The sequence below is a fragment of the Actinophytocola sp. KF-1 genome, from assembly GCF_054661535.1.
This window is the reverse complement of the sequence record NZ_BAAFVK010000013.1, coordinates 125,151-140,951: the sequence shown is the minus strand read 5'-3', so window position 1 is coordinate 140,951 and position 15,801 is coordinate 125,151. Positions and strand designations below refer to the sequence as shown.

The window sequence follows — 15,801 nt, the reverse complement described above, 5'->3', positions numbered from 1 at the left end:
TCGGGGCGGCCTCGGTTGGGATGGCGCGGTCTCTGGCGGGTCCGGTCTCTGGCGGGTCCGGTCTCCGGCGGGCCCGGCCTCCGGCCCCCGATTTCCAGCCTACCGGGCGGGGCCGACAATCCCGGAGATCGCGACGGCGGCTGTGGATGGACGGGTCAACTGTGGACAACTCACACCCGAAGCTCTGCCGTGACAAGCCAACCCCGTGCCCAGGGTTGGCCTCCGGCCCCCGGTAGCCAGCTTACCGGGCAGGGGTGACAAAGCCGCAGTGAGAAACCGTCTGCTGTGGACAACCTCCGCACCTGTGGACAACCTCCCCGCCGTTGATCTTCGGGGACAGGCGCTGTCGGTGTGATGCCGTAGCGTGGTTCGAGGGGGCCGGAGGCCGCCCTACTTGTGCAGCGGCCCCGGGTACAGGAACTCGTCGGCCGGCTGGGTGTCGCCGCGGAACCATGCTTCGAAGAACGCTGTCAGGTCCTTGCCGGACGTCTTGGTGACCAGCTTTTCGAAGTCCGGCCACGATGCGTTGTCGTCGCGGTGCTTGGTTGGCCATTCCTTCAGCACCTTGTCGAACGCCTCGTCGCCGATTTCCCTGCGTAGGGCGTGCAGTGCCAGCGGGCCCTTCTCGTAGACAGCAGTGAACTCGTTGCCCGCGCCCATGTCGTACAGCTTCCCGGTCCACAGCCGGTCGGTGCTTCGTGCGACTTCGGTTCGGTACTGGTCGTCCAGGTCGACGCCGTTCTTCGCCTCGTCCCAGAGCCATTGGGCGTAGCTCGCGAAGCACTCGTTCAGGCAGATGTCCTTCCATTCGTCGACCGTCACCGAGTTGCCGTACCACTGGTGGGCGTTCTCGTGCACCACCACCGGTTCCTCCGCCCACGCGGCGTAGATGGGGCGGCCCTGGGTCTCCAGTGAGAAGCCGATGTTCTCGTTGATGTAGATCCCGCCCGCCGCGGACTGGGGGTACGGGCCGAACTTCGTCTCCAGGAACGCGATGATCTCCGGGAGTCTCGACTCGACCTGACGTTTCCCCTCCGCCCCCGGGGCGTAGGCGCTGACCACCGGCACCCCGCTGGGCAGCGTGGACCGTTCGAACGTCCACTTGTCGATGCCGACCGTCGTCAGGTACGTCGCGACGCGGTTGGGCTCGGTCCAGTGGTACGTGGTCCAGCCGTCGCTGCCGGGCGTCGCCGGGGACTCGACGCCGTTCGAGATGACGCTCCAGCCGTTCGGCACCCTGGCATCGAGCTTGAACGTCGCCTTGTCCTTCGGGGTGTCGTTCGCCGGGTACCAGGACGTCGCCGAGTGCGGCTCGCCAGCGGCGAAGGCGCCGCCCGACGACGAGCGCTGCCAGCCGTTCTCGCCGAGGGAACCCGCTTCCGCCGACTCCGGGGTGCCGCCGTACTGCACGCGGGTCTCGAACGTCGCACCCTCGGCGATGGCTTCGGCCGGAGTAATCACCAGTTCGTGGTCGCCCTCACGGGTGTACTTCGCCGGTTGGCCGCCCACCGTCACGGCGCTCACCTCGAGGCCCTGCAGGTCGAGGTTGAACTCCGGCAGCGACGCGCTCGCCTTCGCGGTGATCAGGGTGTCGCCCTGCAACGCCTGCTTCGGCGGGTCGTAGCTGATCGTGACGTGGTACGCCGTCACGTCGTAGCCGGGGTTGCCGTCCTCCGGGTAGTACGGGTCGCCCGCCCCGTCGTCGGAGGTGGCCGCCGGCGCCTCCTCGGACGACGAGCGCGCCTGCTCGTTGCTCCGCGAGACCGTGCAGGCCGCGAGACCCGCCGCGGCCAGCGTGAGGCAGACAACGCGCACGGCCGTGCGGTGGTGCATGGTGAACAGCTCCCGATCGTCGGTGACCCGGACATCATGACCGACCGGATGTGATGAATGGGTGGGTTCCGTGTATCCATCAGGGGTGCACATCGTCGAGTTCGGCGGCGAAGGCCCCGGCATCCTGCTGCTCCACGGCCTCATGGGCCGCGCGACCACCTGGTGGCCGGTCGCGAAGTGGCTGACCGCCTACGGCCGGGTCGTCGGGCTCGACGCCCGAGGGCACGGCCGCAGCCCGCACCGCGGCGGCGGCTGGCGCACCGAGGACTTCGTCGAGGACGCCGCCGACGTGCTGCGTGACCTGGGGCCGTCGACGGTCATCGGGCACTCCATGGGCGGCCTGCACGCGTGGTGCCTCGCCGCCACCCACCCCGGCCTGGTCCGCGCGGTCGTCGTCGAGGACATCGCCCCCGACCAGCGCGGCAAGACGGTCGACCCGTGGAAGTCGTACTTCGAGTCGTGGCCGGTGCCGTTCCGGTCGCTCGCGCACGTGCGGGAGTTCTTCGGCGACCTCGGCGACTGGTTCACCGAGTGCGTCGAGGAACGCGCGGACGGCTACCACCTGATCGCCGACCTCGAGGACCTGTACGAGATCGCCAACGAGTGGGGCCGCCGCGACTACTGGCCGTTCGTCGAGCGGGTCCGCTGCCCGATGCTCGCGATCGAGGCCGAGCACAGCGCCATGCCGCCCGGGCAGATGGCGGAGCTGCCGGAACGTGCCGGGGGCGAGGTCACGCACCTGCTCGTCGAAGGCGCGGGGCACGTCGTCCACCACGACCGGCCCGCCGTCTACAGAGGCGCGGTCGAGGCGTTCTTGTCAGGCGTATTGGGACGCTAGCGGCGGCGGTCCCGCAACGAACGCGGGAGGTCCGACTGCGGCGGCCCCTCGCGGTAACCGGGGAAGTTCGTGTGCGTCGTCGTGGGACGCACCATGAACGAGCCGCCGAACTCCTCTTCCTCGTCCACCGGCTCGGGCCGCTGCGGGCGAGCGGGCGGCGGCGGCGGTTCCGGAGCGGCGGCAGGGGCGGCACCGCTCGCCGCCTCGCACATCGCCGCGTACCGGTTGAACAGGGCCCGGCCCGCGACGGTCAGCGTCTCCGACTTGCGCAGCTCCTCGATGAGGGTGTCCCGCACCCGCCGCAGTTCCTCACTCATGACCCCTCCAGATCGCGCAGGACGTCAGCCTCACCCGTGTGGGTGTCGACGACCACGATCTCGCTGATCCTCGCCTTGATCGACCCTACCGGGTACAGCGCCGCGAAGCCTGCCGCCATGAGGTCGGGTTCGAGGTCGCGGGCCAGCACGCAGTGCGGCATCCACGAACCGGGCAAATAGCGCGCGACCGGCTGTTTCACCCGTTTCGCCAGCACGTCGTGCACCGCGGAATGAACGGCGAGCAGCTCCGTGTCGACGACCGCGGTCAGCGCCAGCTCGCCGTCGGACGCGGTCAGGATCGACAGCCACAGCGACGGGATCGACAGCAGCCGCAGGTCGTCGCGCAGTGCGTCGCGGGTGGCGGCGGGGATCGTGCCGGCGGCCGCGAACGTCACGTGCGGGGTGGTGGCGGGGCTGGGGACGCCGTTGTCCGCCAGCCGCCGCCACAGTCCGCGCACCGCGGCGTCCGCGTCGCCGTCGAAGTGGAACTCGAGCGCCTGCGCCATGGACGCAGGATCCCAGGCGTCAGGCCAGCAGCCGCTGCCAGGTGGGGGTGTCGACGGTGGCGAACCGCTGCCGCCGCGCCGACATCAGCACCTGCGCGGCCTTCGCGGCCTCACCGGTGTCGCCCGCGCGCACGGTGCGGACCAGCAGCGGCCACGTGGTGACGCCGATGTAGCCGCTCTCGTCCGCGGTCCGGCTGGCGTAGCAGGGTTCATACGCCACGCCGTTCTCCGCTGCGAGCTTCGACACCGCCGCGAACGTCGCGTCGCCGAACACGCCGTCCGCCTTGACGGCCACGCCACGCGCGCGCAGGAGGTGTTGCGCGGCAAGGACTTTCTCGCTCCGCTCACCCGGCTTCAGCAGGGGCCAGGTGTACGGCGTGGCGGCGGGCGACGTGGGTGCGGTGCCGAGCGCGGCACGCACGGCCGCCTTCAGCTCCGGCAGCCGCTCGTACAGCACCTGGCCAGGGCACTCCGTGGCGTTGAAGTCGCGGTGCCCCCGGATCATGTCCGGCGAGATGCCGTACGACTGCGCGATGTACGCGACCAGTTGCACCAGCGAGTCCCACAGCTTCTGCGGCACGTTCACAGTGGAGTAGAGGCCCTCGTTCTCGATGCCGATGACCTCGCTGTTGTGGCCGCCGACGTTCGCGCCCTGCACGTGCCGGGTGCCGCCGTCGAGGATCTCGACGCTGCGGTGCCTGCCCTCGGTGACGTACCCGCCGCGGCTGTTGGTGAGCTGTTGGCCGGTGTCGATCCACCCGCGGCCGTCCATGTGGAAGTTCTGGATGCTCCGCGAGATCGAGAAGGCGTGCGCCAGCGAGTAGTCGGTCGAGTTACCACCCGCGGTGTGGTGCACCACGATGTAGGTGGGTTTGTGGTTCTCGACGGTGATGGTGCCGTTCGGCGGGCGCGCGCCCCATTCGTTGCACGTGTAGATGCGCGGTCGCTGGACGGCCGCGCTGACCTCGCCGAACGCGAGCGGAGCCGTCGACGCGCCGAGCGCGCCCATGGCTGTGACGGTGAAGCCGCCCCGTAACAGGGCACGGCGGGATACGGCCATCTCGATCTCCCTCGACGTGGGGCCCATCCGGCCCAGATCGGTGACTGGCATTTCCGACGGTAGTGGCGCGGTTACTCGAAGACAAGAGTTCCCCAATTGCCAGAGAATCTGGTTGCCAATTCTCGGGAGATCAATGTTCCCCGGGTAACGCGAACAAGCCGTCGGCCGTCTGTTCGACCAGCCCGTCCACCAGCAGCGAGTCGAGACATCTGTCCCGCTGCCCGGCGTCGGACCAGACGACGTCCAGCCGGGTCTTGGGGACCGGGGTCGAGGTGTCCCGCAGGACGTCCAGCAGCAGACCGCGTACCTGACGGTCCGTGCCGGCGAACTTCTGCACGGGCTTCGCCGGCCCGTTGTAGGCGGGTTTCCCGGCGAGCTGCCACGCGCAGGTGTCGTGGACCGGGCAGTCGGCGCAGCGCGGGTTGCGTGCCGTGCACACGATCGCGCCCAGCTCCATCAGCGCCGCCGACATCGTCGCCGCGTGCTCCTCGTCCGCGGGCAGGAGCTTCTCCGCGTCGGCCATGTCCCGGGTGTTCGAGGCCGGGCCCGCGTCGCCCGCGCCGTGCACCGCACGGGCGATGACCCGCCGCACGTTGGTGTCCACGACCGGGCACCGCTTGCGGTAGGCGAACGCGGCGACCGCACGCGCGGTGTACGCGCCGATGCCGGGCAGCGCCAGCAGGGTGTCCACATCGGACGGAACGACGTCGTCGTGCTCCGCGGCGATCACGGCCGCCGCGTCCCGCAGCCGCAGCGCGCGGCGCGGGTAGCCGAGCTTGCCCCACATCCGCAGCACATCGGCCGGGGTGGCGGCGGCCAGGTCGGACGGCTTCGGCCAGCGCGCCATCCACGCGTGCCACGACGGCTCGACGCGGGCGACCGGGGTCTGCTGCAGCATGATCTCGCTGACCAGCACGCCCCACGCCGAGCAGTCGGACCTGCGCCACGGCAGGTCCCGCGCGTTCTCGGCGAACCAGTCGGTCAGCACATATGCGTCGATGGCCATCGCCGCACGATGCTAGTGCCCGTCACGCCGCCGGTTGCGGTGCGGGAGCGTGCAGGGCGCGTCGCAGCGCCCCCATCAGGTCCGCGTTCATCCGCTGCGTGACCGCCGCGTCCTGCACCAGGCTGCTGCCGTGGAACGTGCCCGGGTACAGCACCAGCTCGGTCGGCACGCCCGCCTGCGCCAGCCGCTGCGCGTAGTCGATGCCCTCGTCGCGCAGCGGGTCGAACTGGCAGGTCGTGACGTACGCGGGCGGCAGGCCGGTCAGGTCCGCCGCGCGGGCGGGCGCCGCGTACGGCGAGACGTCGTCGCTACCTCGGCGGCCGGGCCCGCCGAGGTAGCTGTCCCAGCTGAACTCGGCCGCCGGCCGGTGCCACAGCGGCGTGTCGTGGTAGGCGCGCATGGACGGCGTGTCGAGGCGGTCGTCCAGCTCGGGGATGCCCAGGTACTGGAAGCACAGCGCGGGGCCGCCGCGGTCCCTGGCGAGCAGCGCGAGGGCCGCGGCGAGCCCGCCGCCCGCGCTCTCCCCGCCGACGCCGAGCCGGGCCGGGTCGATGCCCAGCTCCGCGGCCGAGTCGTAGGTCCAGGTCAGCGCGGTGTAGCAGTCGTCGAGACCGGCGGGGAACGGGTGCTCGGGGGCGAGCCGGTACTCCACCGACACGACCACGGCGTCCGCCTCGGCCGCGACGCGCTTGGCGTCACCGTCGAACATCTCGACGTTGCCCATCACGAACCCGCCGCCATGGATGTAGAACAGGCCGGGCAGCGCGCCTTCCCTGCCCTCCGGCGCGTACACGCGGACCGGCACGCCCGCCGCCACCGTGTCGCGGACCGTGACCGGCACCGGCGGCTCGTAGACGGGCAGGTGCTCCATCAGGGACTCGTCCACGTCGCGCACGGCGGCCAGATCGGAGAAGTCCACCTCGGGGATCATCGCGATCCACGGGGTCAGCTCGGGGTCGTACGCGTAGGCCACGGTGCCTCCTCGTCGCGTGCTCTCGGGTGACTCCAGTCTGGAGAGCGGGGTCCGCGCGGCCAACCGACACGTGGCGGCGTCATCGCGGGCAGGACCGCCAGGTGGCGGGTTGCCATAACCTGGCCGTATGAAGGGGCTGCTGCTCCGGCTCTCGGCACTGGACGCCACCGCGGAGAACGCCGTGCGCGTGATCGGGTTCTTCGACGAGCTGGTGGCGCGCCGCGTCGACGTCGACACGCTGGTGCGCTCGGCCGCGCAGCTCGCGGAGTGCCCGGCCGGGTTCGCGCGCGCAGGCGAGCCCGTACCGGCGGACGCCGCGGTGCAGCGGTTGCCGGACGGCAGTGCGGTGTGGATCGGCAGGCCGGCGCCGGGGCTCGCGCTCGACGAGATCCTGCTGGAACGGCTGGCCATCGCCGCCGCGATCCTGCTCGACCACCCGTCCGCGCCCCCGACCGGGCTCGGCGACGCGGCGCTGGTCGAGCTGGCGCTGTCGGCCGCGGCGGGGGAGGCGGAACGGTCCCGTGCGCTGCACCTGCTGGGCCTGCGCCCGCAGGCGCCGCTGACCGTGCTCGCGTTCACCGGCCCGGTGCCGCGGTCGGTCGAGCTGGGCACCCTGCACGCGGTGGTCGTGCCCGGCAGCGGCCCCGACCTGGACCCGGCCGTGCCGACCGGGGTGGCCACGGCGAACGGCATCGACGCGCCGACCGCGTGGCGGCGCGCCAGGACGGCCGTGCGGTTCGCCGGGCACGGGCCGAAGGTGGTGCGGTGGGCGGACCTCGGCGCGCTGGCCGTGCTCGCGTCACTGCGCAAGGACGACATCGCCGAGGTCGCCGACGTCGCGGCGCTCGACCGCATCGCCGCGGAACCGGCGGGCGCGGACACGATCGCCGTGCTCACCGCGTTCTGCGCGACCGACTCGGTGCGCAAGGCGGCCGCGTCCGTCTACCGGCACCACAGCACCGTCGCGGCGCGCCTGGCGCACGCCGAGGAGCGGCTCGGGTTCCCGCTGGGCACCGCGGCGGGCAGGAGGCGGCTCGACCTCGCGCTCGTGCTGCGGCACCTTCGGGCCACCGCGCCCTAGATGACCTCGGTCAGCTCCGCGGTGTGCACGTCGTAGACGAAGCCGCGCACGTTGTCGCGGTACGGCACGAACGGGCTGCGCCGCACACGCTCCACCGACTGGCGGACGCTGTCCTTGACCTCGCGGAACGCCTCGATCGCCCACGGCGGCCGCAGCTTGGTGTCCTTCTCCAGCTCGTCCTTGAACTCGTCCTCGGTGATCAACGACAGGCCGCACGAGGTGTGCTGCATGACGATGACCTCGCGGGTCTCGAGCTTGCGCTGGCTGATCGCGAGGGACCGGATCACGTCGTCGGTCACCACGCCGCCCGCGTTGCGCATGATGTGCACCTCGCCGTGGCGGAGCCCGAAGACGTCGAACACCTTGATGCGCGCGTCCATGCAGGTCACGACGGCCAGGTGGAGGGATGGCACGGGCGTCGGGACCCCGGGGGCGCCGAGGTCCGCGCCGGTCGCGTGCCGGTGCAGAAGATCGTCGATTGCGGTCATGTGTCAGCTCCCGTGTCTCGCCGTGCCCACATTGCGGTCAAGCACTGGAAACCAGCTCGACCACCAATTGGAGCAAGGCCCGGTCGTCAGGGCAACGTGTCGTCGGCAACAACTCTCCGTGCCCGCTACCTGCATGAATATCCCACTTTCGGGGACATGGAAGATCCACGGGGATGAGGTAGTGCGCGGCTACCGTCAGGCCATGCTCGAACCGAACGGCCCGCTGCCCCAGTCCGTGTACTGGCGCCGCCGCGTGCTCGCGGCGGTCGGTTCGGTGCTCGCGGTGGTGCTGCTGGCATGGCTCATCGGCGGCCTCGTGGAGGCGGACGACCAGCACCCCGTGCAGGGCAGAGCCGGCACGGCCGAGCTCGGCGGCGAGGCCCCGCCGCGCAGTGTGCGGGTGACGTCCGAGCGGGTGTCCGCGCCGCCGTCCAGCCCCGGGCCCGACGACCCGCGCGGTTCGGTCACGGCGAGCCCGAGCAGCTCCACGCCGTCGGCGACGCCGTCACCGTCGCCTACCGTGACCACCACGTCCCCGCCGCCACCACCGCCCGGGCCGCCTGCCGCGTGCCCGGACAAGGTGGTGAAGGTCGTCGCGACGCCGGACGTGCCGTCGTACCCGGTCGGGGCGCGACCGTTGCTGAAGCTGCGGATCGTCAACGCGGGGGCGGTGCCGTGCACGCGCGACCTGAACCGCAAGCTGCGGGAGATCCTCGTGCTGGACGCGGACGGGACGCGGTTGTGGTCGAGCCTCGACTGCTACGGGCCGCCGGAGCCGGACGTGCGGGTGCTGGCGCCGGCCAAGGTCGTGGAGTTCTCGGTCAACTGGGCCGGCCGGACCTCCGCGCCGGGGTGCCCGGTCGACCGGGAGACGGTGCCGGCGGGCAAGTACCAGGTGGTGGGGAGGCTCGGCCCGTTGACCGGCCCGCCCACGCCGCTGACGTTGACGTGACCATCTGAGGACTTGACCTGCGAAGCGTCGCGCTGGGCTGGTGGCGGGTTTCGGGTGTGCTTGCCTGGGTTTCCCTCCGGGGGACGGGCTGGTCTCCGGGATGGTGGCGGGTCTTGCACGGGGCTGGGGTTGGCAAGGACTGCTGTTGGGTGGTGTGCCGTGCCTGGGATTTCCCTCCGGGGGGTCCTCGCCGGACGGGCTGGTCTCCGGGATGGCAGCGGGTCGGGCATGGGGTTGGTTTGGCAGGGACTGGTGTCCGGGGTGTGCCTGCCATCCCATCGACCTCCCACGGGCTATCACACCGCGTCAAGGGGGCCCGGGGATTTGGGCACGGGGTTGCGTCGGGCTTCGGGCCCCCTTGACCCGGTGTGATCGGGCTTCGCCAGGTCGACGGGATGGCAGGCACCCCTCAGGGGGTTATGGGGCTTCGCCCCGCTTCGCGGGCCCGGGCGCTGCGCGCCCGGCATGCCGGGATCGGCTCACACCGCTCGCGCGCGCGATGGCAACCCCCACCCGATCCCGGGGGCCACCCGCCATGCCAGTCTACCGGTACCCACCGACAGACCCCGGATTGTCGATCTTGGCTGTGGACAACCGGTCGACCTGTGGACAACTCAGGTCACGGGCCGAACCAGCGTTCCTCCGTCGTGCGCGGTGGGGCCGACGTGGTGCCGACGACCAGTTCCGTGTCCAGCGTGATGTGCCGCGGCTTGCTGTGCTCCGCCGAGCCGAGCAGCAGCTTCCCGGCCGCGCGCCCCTTCTCCAGCACCGGCTGGCGGATGGTCGTCAGCCCGACGCGTTCCGCCTCGACGATCCCGTCGAAACCGGTCACCGTCAGGTCCTGCGGCACGCGCAGCCCGCGGCGCTTCGCTTCGTTCAGTGCCCCCAGCGCCAGGATGTCCGAGGTGCAGATCAGGGCCGTGACCTCGGGGTTCGCGTCGAGCAGCTGCGCGGCCGCCGACTCGCCGCTCGCGATCGAGTGGTCGAAGCGTTCCACGACCGGGACCCGCGCCCAGTCGACGCCCGCCGCCTCGAACGCCTCCGCCAGGCCGGTCAAGCGTGCGCGCTGCACGTGGAAGTGCGCGGTCCGCTGCCGGGACACCGCCGCGAAGCCGTCGTTGCGGTCGCGTGCCAGTCGCATGCACAGCACGCCGACGTTGCGGTGGCCGATGCTGATCAACCGGTTGGCCAGCTGCGTGATCGCCCCGTGGTCGTCTATCCCGACCAGGTCGACCCCCTCGACGCGCGGCTGGTCGCACACCACCGTCGGCACCGGGCGGGACAGCACCGCGGCGAGGTGCGGGTCGTCGTCCGGGACGGAGTACACGACGAAACCGTCGACGCCGGCGCTGTGGACGGCGGTCACGTCCTCGCGCTCGGGGTTCACCGGCACCAGGTGCAGTCCCTGACCAGCACCTTCGCAGGCCAGCGCCAGTCCTTCCAGGAACCCGAGCGCGGCAGGGTCCCGGAACGCGTACGACAGGTTCTCGGTCAACAGGAGCCCGACGGCGCCCGCCTTGCGCGTGCGCAGCGACCGCGCGACCGGGTCCGGGCCGGGGTAGCCCAACCGTCGCGCGGTCTCCAGAACCCGCCTGCGCAGCTCCGGCGAGAGCTGATCAGGCCGGTTGTAGGCGTTCGACACGGTGGTCCGCGAAACGCCGAGCTCCGCGGCCAGCGACGCCAGTGTCGCCGGTCGCCGAACATGCATAGGCCTCGCCATGTGCTGACCGTAACGGTTCAGAAGCGCATACAGAAGCCCAGCAGCGCACGTCACCATCACCACATCTGGTGGCACTTCTCACCCGGTCTGGTGACGCGCTCGGAATATCCCGACGTATAGTCGACATGCAGTAGTCGAAAACGGTTTCCATTACCTATAGCGTGACACGCATACGTGGTTCGGAGGAACGTCATGAGAAGCGCCTTGCCACTCGCGGTGGCCGCGGTCGCCGTGCTGGCCGCCGGCTGTGGCGGCGGCACCAGCGACGCCGAGGCGGACGGCAAGATCGCGGTCGTCGCGTCCACCAACGTGTGGGGCAGCGTGGTCGAGGCGGTCGGCGGCGACGACGTCAGCGTTCGCTCCCTGATCAACGACGCGAAGGGCGACCCGCATTCCTACGCGGACAAGCCCGAGGACGCGACGCTGCTCACCGAGGCCAAGCTCGTCGTCTACAACGGCGGCGGCTACGACGACTTCTTCACCAAGCTCGTCGATGCCGCGGGCGCGGACGCCAAGCAGGTCGTCGCCTACGACGTCTCCGGACTGCCGGAAGGTGAGAACGAGCACGTCTGGTACGACTTCGGCACCGTCAAGAAGGTCGCCGACAAGGTCGCCGCCGAGCTGGGCGCCATCGACCCGGACAACAAGGACACCTACGCAGGCAACGCGAAGGCGTTCGACGGCAAGCTCGACGAGCTGGCCGCCAAGGCCGACGCCATCCCCGACGGCAAGGTCGTCGCCACCGAGCCCGTCGCCAAGTACCTGCTCGACGCCGCCGGCATGACCGACGTGACCCCGACGGACTTCTCCGAGGCCATCGAGGAGGAGACCGACCCGCCGATCGCAGCGGTCGCCGACACCATGGACCTCGTGTCCGGCAAGCAGGTCGTCGCCCTGGTCAACAACGCCCAGACCGAGACGAACGTGACCGACCAGCTGAACGACGCCGCGAAGTCCGCCGGGGTGCCGATCGTCGACGTGAGTGAGACGCTGCCACCGGGTGTGACCGACTACGTTGAGTGGATGACCAAGCAGGTGGGCGCGTTGGCAGGCGCGGTGGCTTGATGGAAGAACACGTACCCGCGATCTCGCTCCGGGACGCGACGCTCGGCTACGGCGACCGCGTCCTGTGGTCCGGGCTGAACCTCGACATCGAGCCGGGCGAGTTCGTCGCGGTGCTGGGCCCGAACGGGTCCGGCAAGACGAGCCTGCTCCGCGTGCTGCTCGGGCTGCAGCCGCTGTCGTCCGGCACCGCGCGGATCGCGGGCGAGCCGCCTGGCCGCGGCAACAGGCGGATCGGGTACATCCCGCAGCAGCGGGCCATCGACGCGCCCGTCCGCGGCCGTGACCTGGTCGGGCTCGGCCTCGACGGGCACCGCTGGGGCACCGGGATCTCGCGGATCCGCGAGCGGCGGCAGCGGGTCGACCAGGCCATCGCCGAGGTCGGCGCGGAGGCGTTCGCGAAGGCCCCGATCGCGCTGCTGTCCGGCGGCGAGCAGCAGCGGCTGCGGGTGGCGCAGGCGCTGGTGAGCGACCCGGACGTGCTGCTGTGCGACGAGCCGCTGCTGTCGCTCGACCTCGCGAACCAGCGCGTGGTCAGCTCGCTGATCGACCAGCGCCGCCGCGCGGAGAACACCGCCGTGCTGTTCGTGACGCACGAGATCAACCCGGTGCTGCCGCTGGTCGACCGGGTGCTGTACCTCGTGGACGGTCGCTTCCGGATCGGCCGCCCGGACGAGGTGATGAACTCGGCGACGCTGTCGGAGCTGTACCGGACGAAGATCGACGTGGTGCGGGTACGCGGGCAGATCCACGTGGTCGGCGCGCAGAGCGGGCTGTGCGAGGACCAGACCCACCACCTGCACGAGGAACCGGCCTGATGGACAAGTTCTTCGACTTCGAGCTGATGGGCAGGCTGCTCGCGCTGCCGTACGTGCAGGCCGCGCTCGTGGCGGCGGCCATCCTCGGGTTGCTGGCCGGGGTGCTCGGCCCGTTGATCGTGAGCCGCAACATGGCGTTCGCGGTGCACGGGACTTCCGAGCTGTCGTTCACCGGCGGCGCCGCGGCGCTGTTGCTCGGTATCAACGTGGGTCATGGCGCCCTCGCGGGGGCCGTGATCGCGGCGCTCGTGCTCGGGTTGCTGTCGCGGCGCAGCTCCGAACACGACTCGGTGATCGGTGCCGTGCTGTCGTTCGGGCTGGGCGTCGGCGTGCTGCTGCTGTGGTTCTACCCGGGACGCGCGAACAGCAAGTTCGGGCTGCTCGTGGGGCAGATCGTCGGCGTGGACTTCGCGTCGATCGCGCTGCTGTCCGTGTGCGGGATCGTGGTCATGCTGGTGCTGCTGGTGATCTACCGGCCGCTGCTGTTCTCGTCGGTCGACCCGGACGTGGCGCGGGCGCGCGGCGTGCCCGTCGGCGGGTTGTCGGTGGTGTTCGCGGTGCTGGTCGGGGTCGCGACGGCATTGGGTGTGCAGACGGTCGGTGCCCTGCTCGTGCTGGCGCTGATGATCACCCCGGCGGCCGCGGCGGCACGCGTGACAGCGAGCCCGCTGCGCGCGACGGTGCTGGCGGTGGTGTTCGCGGAGACGGCAGCGCTCGGCGGGTTCATCCTGTCGCTCGCGCCGGGCGCACCGGTGAGCGCGTTCGTCACGGCGATCTCGTTCCTGATCTACCTGGTGTGCTGGACGATCAGCCGCGTACGGGGCCGGTCGACACGCGGCGCCGCCGTCGTTGCCGTGCCGGTGCCCGCCCGGTGAACCCGGTCGAGCAGCACGAGCTGCTGTCCGAGATCACGATCGCGCTGGTCGGCGAGGTGCCGGCGGGCTGGCAGCGGATCGTCGTGGACTACTCCATCGAGGACGGCCGGGTGCGCGTCGGGTCGGGGGTCCGGATGCGGGACGGGTCGCATGTGCACGTTCCGGTGCCGAGGACGCTGGCGCCGCGGTTCCGCCTGCTCCGGGAGGGCGACACCTGGCACCGGTTGAGCCTGGTGATCGACCCGCCGAACACGTACCACGTGCGGTACTTCCGCGACGGTGGTTGACGCCCGGGTGGCCTCCGGCCCCCGGTTCCACGCTACGGCACAGCACCGACAGTTCCAGGCGTCTGCGTGGCGGGATGTCCACAGGGGCTTGGCCTCCGGCCCCCGGTCACAACGCTACGGCACGGCACCGACAGTTCCTGGCGGTCGCGCGGCGGTTGTCCACAAGGCTTGGCCGCCGGCCCCCTCGAACCACGCTACGGCATGCCACCGACACTCCGGGCTCCGCGAGCGAGGTCCAAGGGGTGGTTGTCCACAGGTGACCTCGTTGTCCACAGTCGCCGGTCGCGTGGGCGGTTGTGTCGGCCCCACCCCGTAGGCTGGTAACCGGGGGCCGGAGGCCACCGGTCGCACGATCCGGCCCTGGTCAGCGATACTTGCTCCCTTATGGTCGACGACTTCCTCGCGCACTGGCAGGTCTACCTGTCCATGCCCGTGATCGCGGCCGTCATCGGCTACCTCACCAAGCGCGCGGCCATCGAGATGATGTTCCGGCCGCTCGACTTCGTCGGGATCCCGCCCTGGCTCGGCTGGCAGGGGGTCGTGCCGCGCAACTCCGAGCGCATGATCGCCGTCGCGGCCGAGTTGCTCACCGCCAAGCTCGTCGACCCGCAGGAGATCTTCCGGCGGCTCGACCCGGCGCGGCTCGCCAAGGAACTCGAGCTGCCGCTCATGCTGGCCGCCGACGAGATCACCCGTGACGTCATGGCCCGGCACGGGCTGTGGCAGAAACTGCCGCCCATCGCGCAAGAAATGGTGATCAAGCGCGTCCAGGCCGGGATCCCCGACCTTGTCGCGCGGATCATGGCCGCCCTCAGCGACAACGTCGGCGACGTCCTCGACATCAAGCAGGTCGCCGTGACCGCGCTGCACCGCGACAAACGTCTGCTGCTCAAGCTGATCCGCGACATCTCCCGCCCCGAGATGGCCTTCATCGCGCGCTGCGGTGTCTACTTCGGATTCATCCTCGGGCTCGTGCAGACCGTCGTGTGGGCGCTGACGAAAGACCCCATCGTGATGCCGCTCTTCGGTGCGGTGATCGGCTGGTGCACCGACTGGCTCGCGATCAAGCTCGTGTTCTTCCCGCGTGAGCGCAGGCGGATCCTCGGCGTGCCGCTGCAGGGCGTGTTCCAGCGCAGGCGCGACGAGGTCGCCAAGCAGTACGCCGCCGTCGTGGCCCGCGACGTGATGACCCTCCCGAACCTCGTCGACGGCGTCCTGAACGGACCGCGGGCCGACCGCCTGCGGTCCATGGTGCGCGACGTCGTCGAGCAGGCCATCGACGAACAGGCCGGGCTCGCGCGCCCACTCGTCGGCGCGCACCGGTTCACGGAGCTGAAGAAAACCGCCGCGGACCGCGCCGTCCGGTACCTGCCGACGACGATGCTGACCGCCGAGCGCTACGCCACCGAGGCGCTCGACATCCGCGACACGATCGCGACGAAGATGCGCAGGCTCACGCGCGTCGAGTACGAGGCGCTGCTGCGGCCCGCGTTCCGCCAGGACGAGTGGAAGCTGATCGCGGTCGGCGCCTTCATCGGCGCGGTCATCGGTGAGCTGCAGGTTTTCTTGTTCCTGCACTAGCTTTCCGGTCGTACTCGGCACGTGCTCGCTCGACCTGCTCGAGGTTCGGCGACCACTCGGACAGCGCCGCGAACAACGGCCCGAGGCTGCGCCCGAGGTCGCTGATCTCGTACTCCACACGGGGCGGTACCTCGGCGTGGTAGCTGCGGACGACCAGCCCGTCCCGCTCCAGCTGCCGCAGCCGCTGCGTCAGGACCTTCGGCGTGATCGTCGTGATGCGGCGGGACAGCTCCACGAACCGCTGGCGCCCGTACTCGTTGAGCGCCCACAGGATCGGTGTGGTCCACCGGCTGAAGACGACGTCGACCACCGGCGCGATCGGGCAGGCCAGCTCGGGTGGGGTGTCCTCGGTCACGATCACAATACTTTCCTCTAGGTACCTACTATCTCGGCGATAGTAGCGT

17 protein-coding genes are annotated in these 15,801 nt (G+C 70.8%); 8 read left to right on the top strand and 9 right to left on the bottom strand.

Going from position 1 to position 15,801, the window contains the following annotated elements:
- Positions 1-390: 390 nt before the first annotated feature.
- Entirely contained in the window at positions 391-1,833 is a 1,443-nt protein-coding gene (locus tag ACYQ77_RS34245; protein ID WP_459718941.1) for a M1 family metallopeptidase, read from the bottom strand.
- An 85-nt stretch (positions 1,834-1,918) separates the two neighbouring features.
- On the opposite strand from ACYQ77_RS34245, the gene ACYQ77_RS34240 reads away from it, so the two are divergent.
- Positions 1,919-2,671 (top strand): alpha/beta fold hydrolase, encoded by a 753-nt coding sequence (locus ACYQ77_RS34240; RefSeq protein ID WP_459718938.1) that lies wholly within the window; start codon positions 1,919-1,921, stop codon positions 2,669-2,671.
- On the opposite strand, the gene ACYQ77_RS34235 is transcribed toward ACYQ77_RS34240, so the two are convergent.
- The 5 genes from ACYQ77_RS34235 to ACYQ77_RS34215 all read right to left on the bottom strand — a co-directional run bounded on the left by ACYQ77_RS34235 (position 2,668) and on the right by ACYQ77_RS34215 (position 6,533).
- Positions 2,668-2,988, bottom strand: coding sequence for a hypothetical protein (locus tag ACYQ77_RS34235; protein ID WP_459718935.1), 321 nt, complete (start codon positions 2,986-2,988; stop codon positions 2,668-2,670). The genes ACYQ77_RS34240 and ACYQ77_RS34235 overlap by 4 nt on opposite strands.
- Positions 2,985-3,494, bottom strand: coding sequence for a 2'-5' RNA ligase family protein (locus ACYQ77_RS34230; protein WP_459718933.1), 510 nt, complete (start codon positions 3,492-3,494; stop codon positions 2,985-2,987). Before ACYQ77_RS34230 ends, ACYQ77_RS34235 begins: the two co-directional genes overlap by 4 nt.
- Positions 3,495-3,513: 19 nt before the next feature.
- Positions 3,514-4,554, bottom strand: a complete 1,041-nt coding sequence (locus ACYQ77_RS34225; RefSeq protein WP_459719413.1) for a peptidoglycan recognition protein family protein — start codon at positions 4,552-4,554, stop codon at positions 3,514-3,516.
- 130 nt (positions 4,555-4,684) lie between these two features.
- The gene (locus tag ACYQ77_RS34220; protein WP_459718931.1) at positions 4,685-5,560 is read right to left on the bottom strand and encodes an HhH-GPD family protein; all 876 of its coding nucleotides are present in this window, start codon (positions 5,558-5,560) and stop codon (positions 4,685-4,687) included.
- A 22-nt stretch (positions 5,561-5,582) separates the two neighbouring features.
- Positions 5,583-6,533 (bottom strand): alpha/beta hydrolase, encoded by a 951-nt coding sequence (locus ACYQ77_RS34215; protein ID WP_459718929.1) that lies wholly within the window; start codon positions 6,531-6,533, stop codon positions 5,583-5,585.
- A gap of 127 nt (positions 6,534-6,660) precedes the next feature.
- On the opposite strand from ACYQ77_RS34215, the gene ACYQ77_RS34210 reads away from it, so the two are divergent.
- Positions 6,661-7,614, top strand: coding sequence for a helix-turn-helix domain-containing protein (locus ACYQ77_RS34210; RefSeq protein WP_459718926.1), 954 nt, complete (start codon positions 6,661-6,663; stop codon positions 7,612-7,614).
- Here ACYQ77_RS34210 and ACYQ77_RS34205 read toward each other — a convergent pair.
- Positions 7,611-8,102, bottom strand: coding sequence for a beta-class carbonic anhydrase (locus ACYQ77_RS34205; protein WP_459718923.1), 492 nt, complete (start codon positions 8,100-8,102; stop codon positions 7,611-7,613). The two genes, ACYQ77_RS34210 and ACYQ77_RS34205, sit on opposite strands and share 4 nt — an antisense overlap.
- A 202-nt stretch (positions 8,103-8,304) precedes the next feature.
- Between ACYQ77_RS34205 and ACYQ77_RS34200 the strand changes: the two genes are divergently transcribed.
- Complete coding sequence (locus tag ACYQ77_RS34200) at positions 8,305-9,054, top strand: hypothetical protein (RefSeq protein ID WP_459718920.1); 750 nt, start codon at positions 8,305-8,307, stop codon at positions 9,052-9,054.
- A gap of 619 nt (positions 9,055-9,673) precedes the next feature.
- Here the strand turns inward: ACYQ77_RS34200 and ACYQ77_RS34195 are convergent.
- The gene (locus tag ACYQ77_RS34195) at positions 9,674-10,774 is read right to left on the bottom strand and encodes a LacI family DNA-binding transcriptional regulator (RefSeq protein ID WP_459718917.1); all 1,101 of its coding nucleotides are present in this window, start codon (positions 10,772-10,774) and stop codon (positions 9,674-9,676) included.
- 192 nt (positions 10,775-10,966) lie between these two features.
- On the opposite strand from ACYQ77_RS34195, the gene ACYQ77_RS34190 reads away from it, so the two are divergent.
- The 5 genes from ACYQ77_RS34190 to ACYQ77_RS34170 all read left to right on the top strand — a co-directional run bounded on the left by ACYQ77_RS34190 (position 10,967) and on the right by ACYQ77_RS34170 (position 15,397).
- Positions 10,967-11,839: a metal ABC transporter solute-binding protein, Zn/Mn family gene (locus ACYQ77_RS34190; protein ID WP_459718914.1), complete on the top strand. Its 873-nt coding sequence runs from the start codon at positions 10,967-10,969 to the stop codon at positions 11,837-11,839.
- Complete coding sequence (locus tag ACYQ77_RS34185; RefSeq protein WP_459718911.1) at positions 11,839-12,654, top strand: metal ABC transporter ATP-binding protein; 816 nt, start codon at positions 11,839-11,841, stop codon at positions 12,652-12,654. Before ACYQ77_RS34190 ends, ACYQ77_RS34185 begins: the two co-directional genes overlap by 1 nt.
- Positions 12,654-13,529 carry a metal ABC transporter permease gene (locus ACYQ77_RS34180; RefSeq protein ID WP_459718908.1) on the top strand — a complete coding sequence of 292 codons (876 nt, stop codon included), beginning with the start codon at positions 12,654-12,656 and terminating at the stop codon, positions 13,527-13,529. Before ACYQ77_RS34185 ends, ACYQ77_RS34180 begins: the two co-directional genes overlap by 1 nt.
- A complete protein-coding gene (locus ACYQ77_RS34175) occupies positions 13,526-13,816 on the top strand; it encodes a hypothetical protein (RefSeq protein ID WP_459718906.1) in 291 nt (96 codons plus the stop codon). The genes ACYQ77_RS34180 and ACYQ77_RS34175 overlap by 4 nt, the downstream gene beginning before the upstream one ends.
- Before the next feature lie 384 nt (positions 13,817-14,200).
- Entirely contained in the window at positions 14,201-15,397 is a 1,197-nt protein-coding gene (locus tag ACYQ77_RS34170) for a DUF445 domain-containing protein (protein WP_459718903.1), read from the top strand.
- Here the strand turns inward: ACYQ77_RS34170 and ACYQ77_RS34165 are convergent.
- A complete protein-coding gene (locus ACYQ77_RS34165; protein ID WP_459718900.1) occupies positions 15,360-15,752 on the bottom strand; it encodes a winged helix-turn-helix transcriptional regulator in 393 nt (130 codons plus the stop codon). The two genes, ACYQ77_RS34170 and ACYQ77_RS34165, sit on opposite strands and share 38 nt — an antisense overlap.
- Between the last annotated feature and the right edge of the window lie 49 nt (positions 15,753-15,801).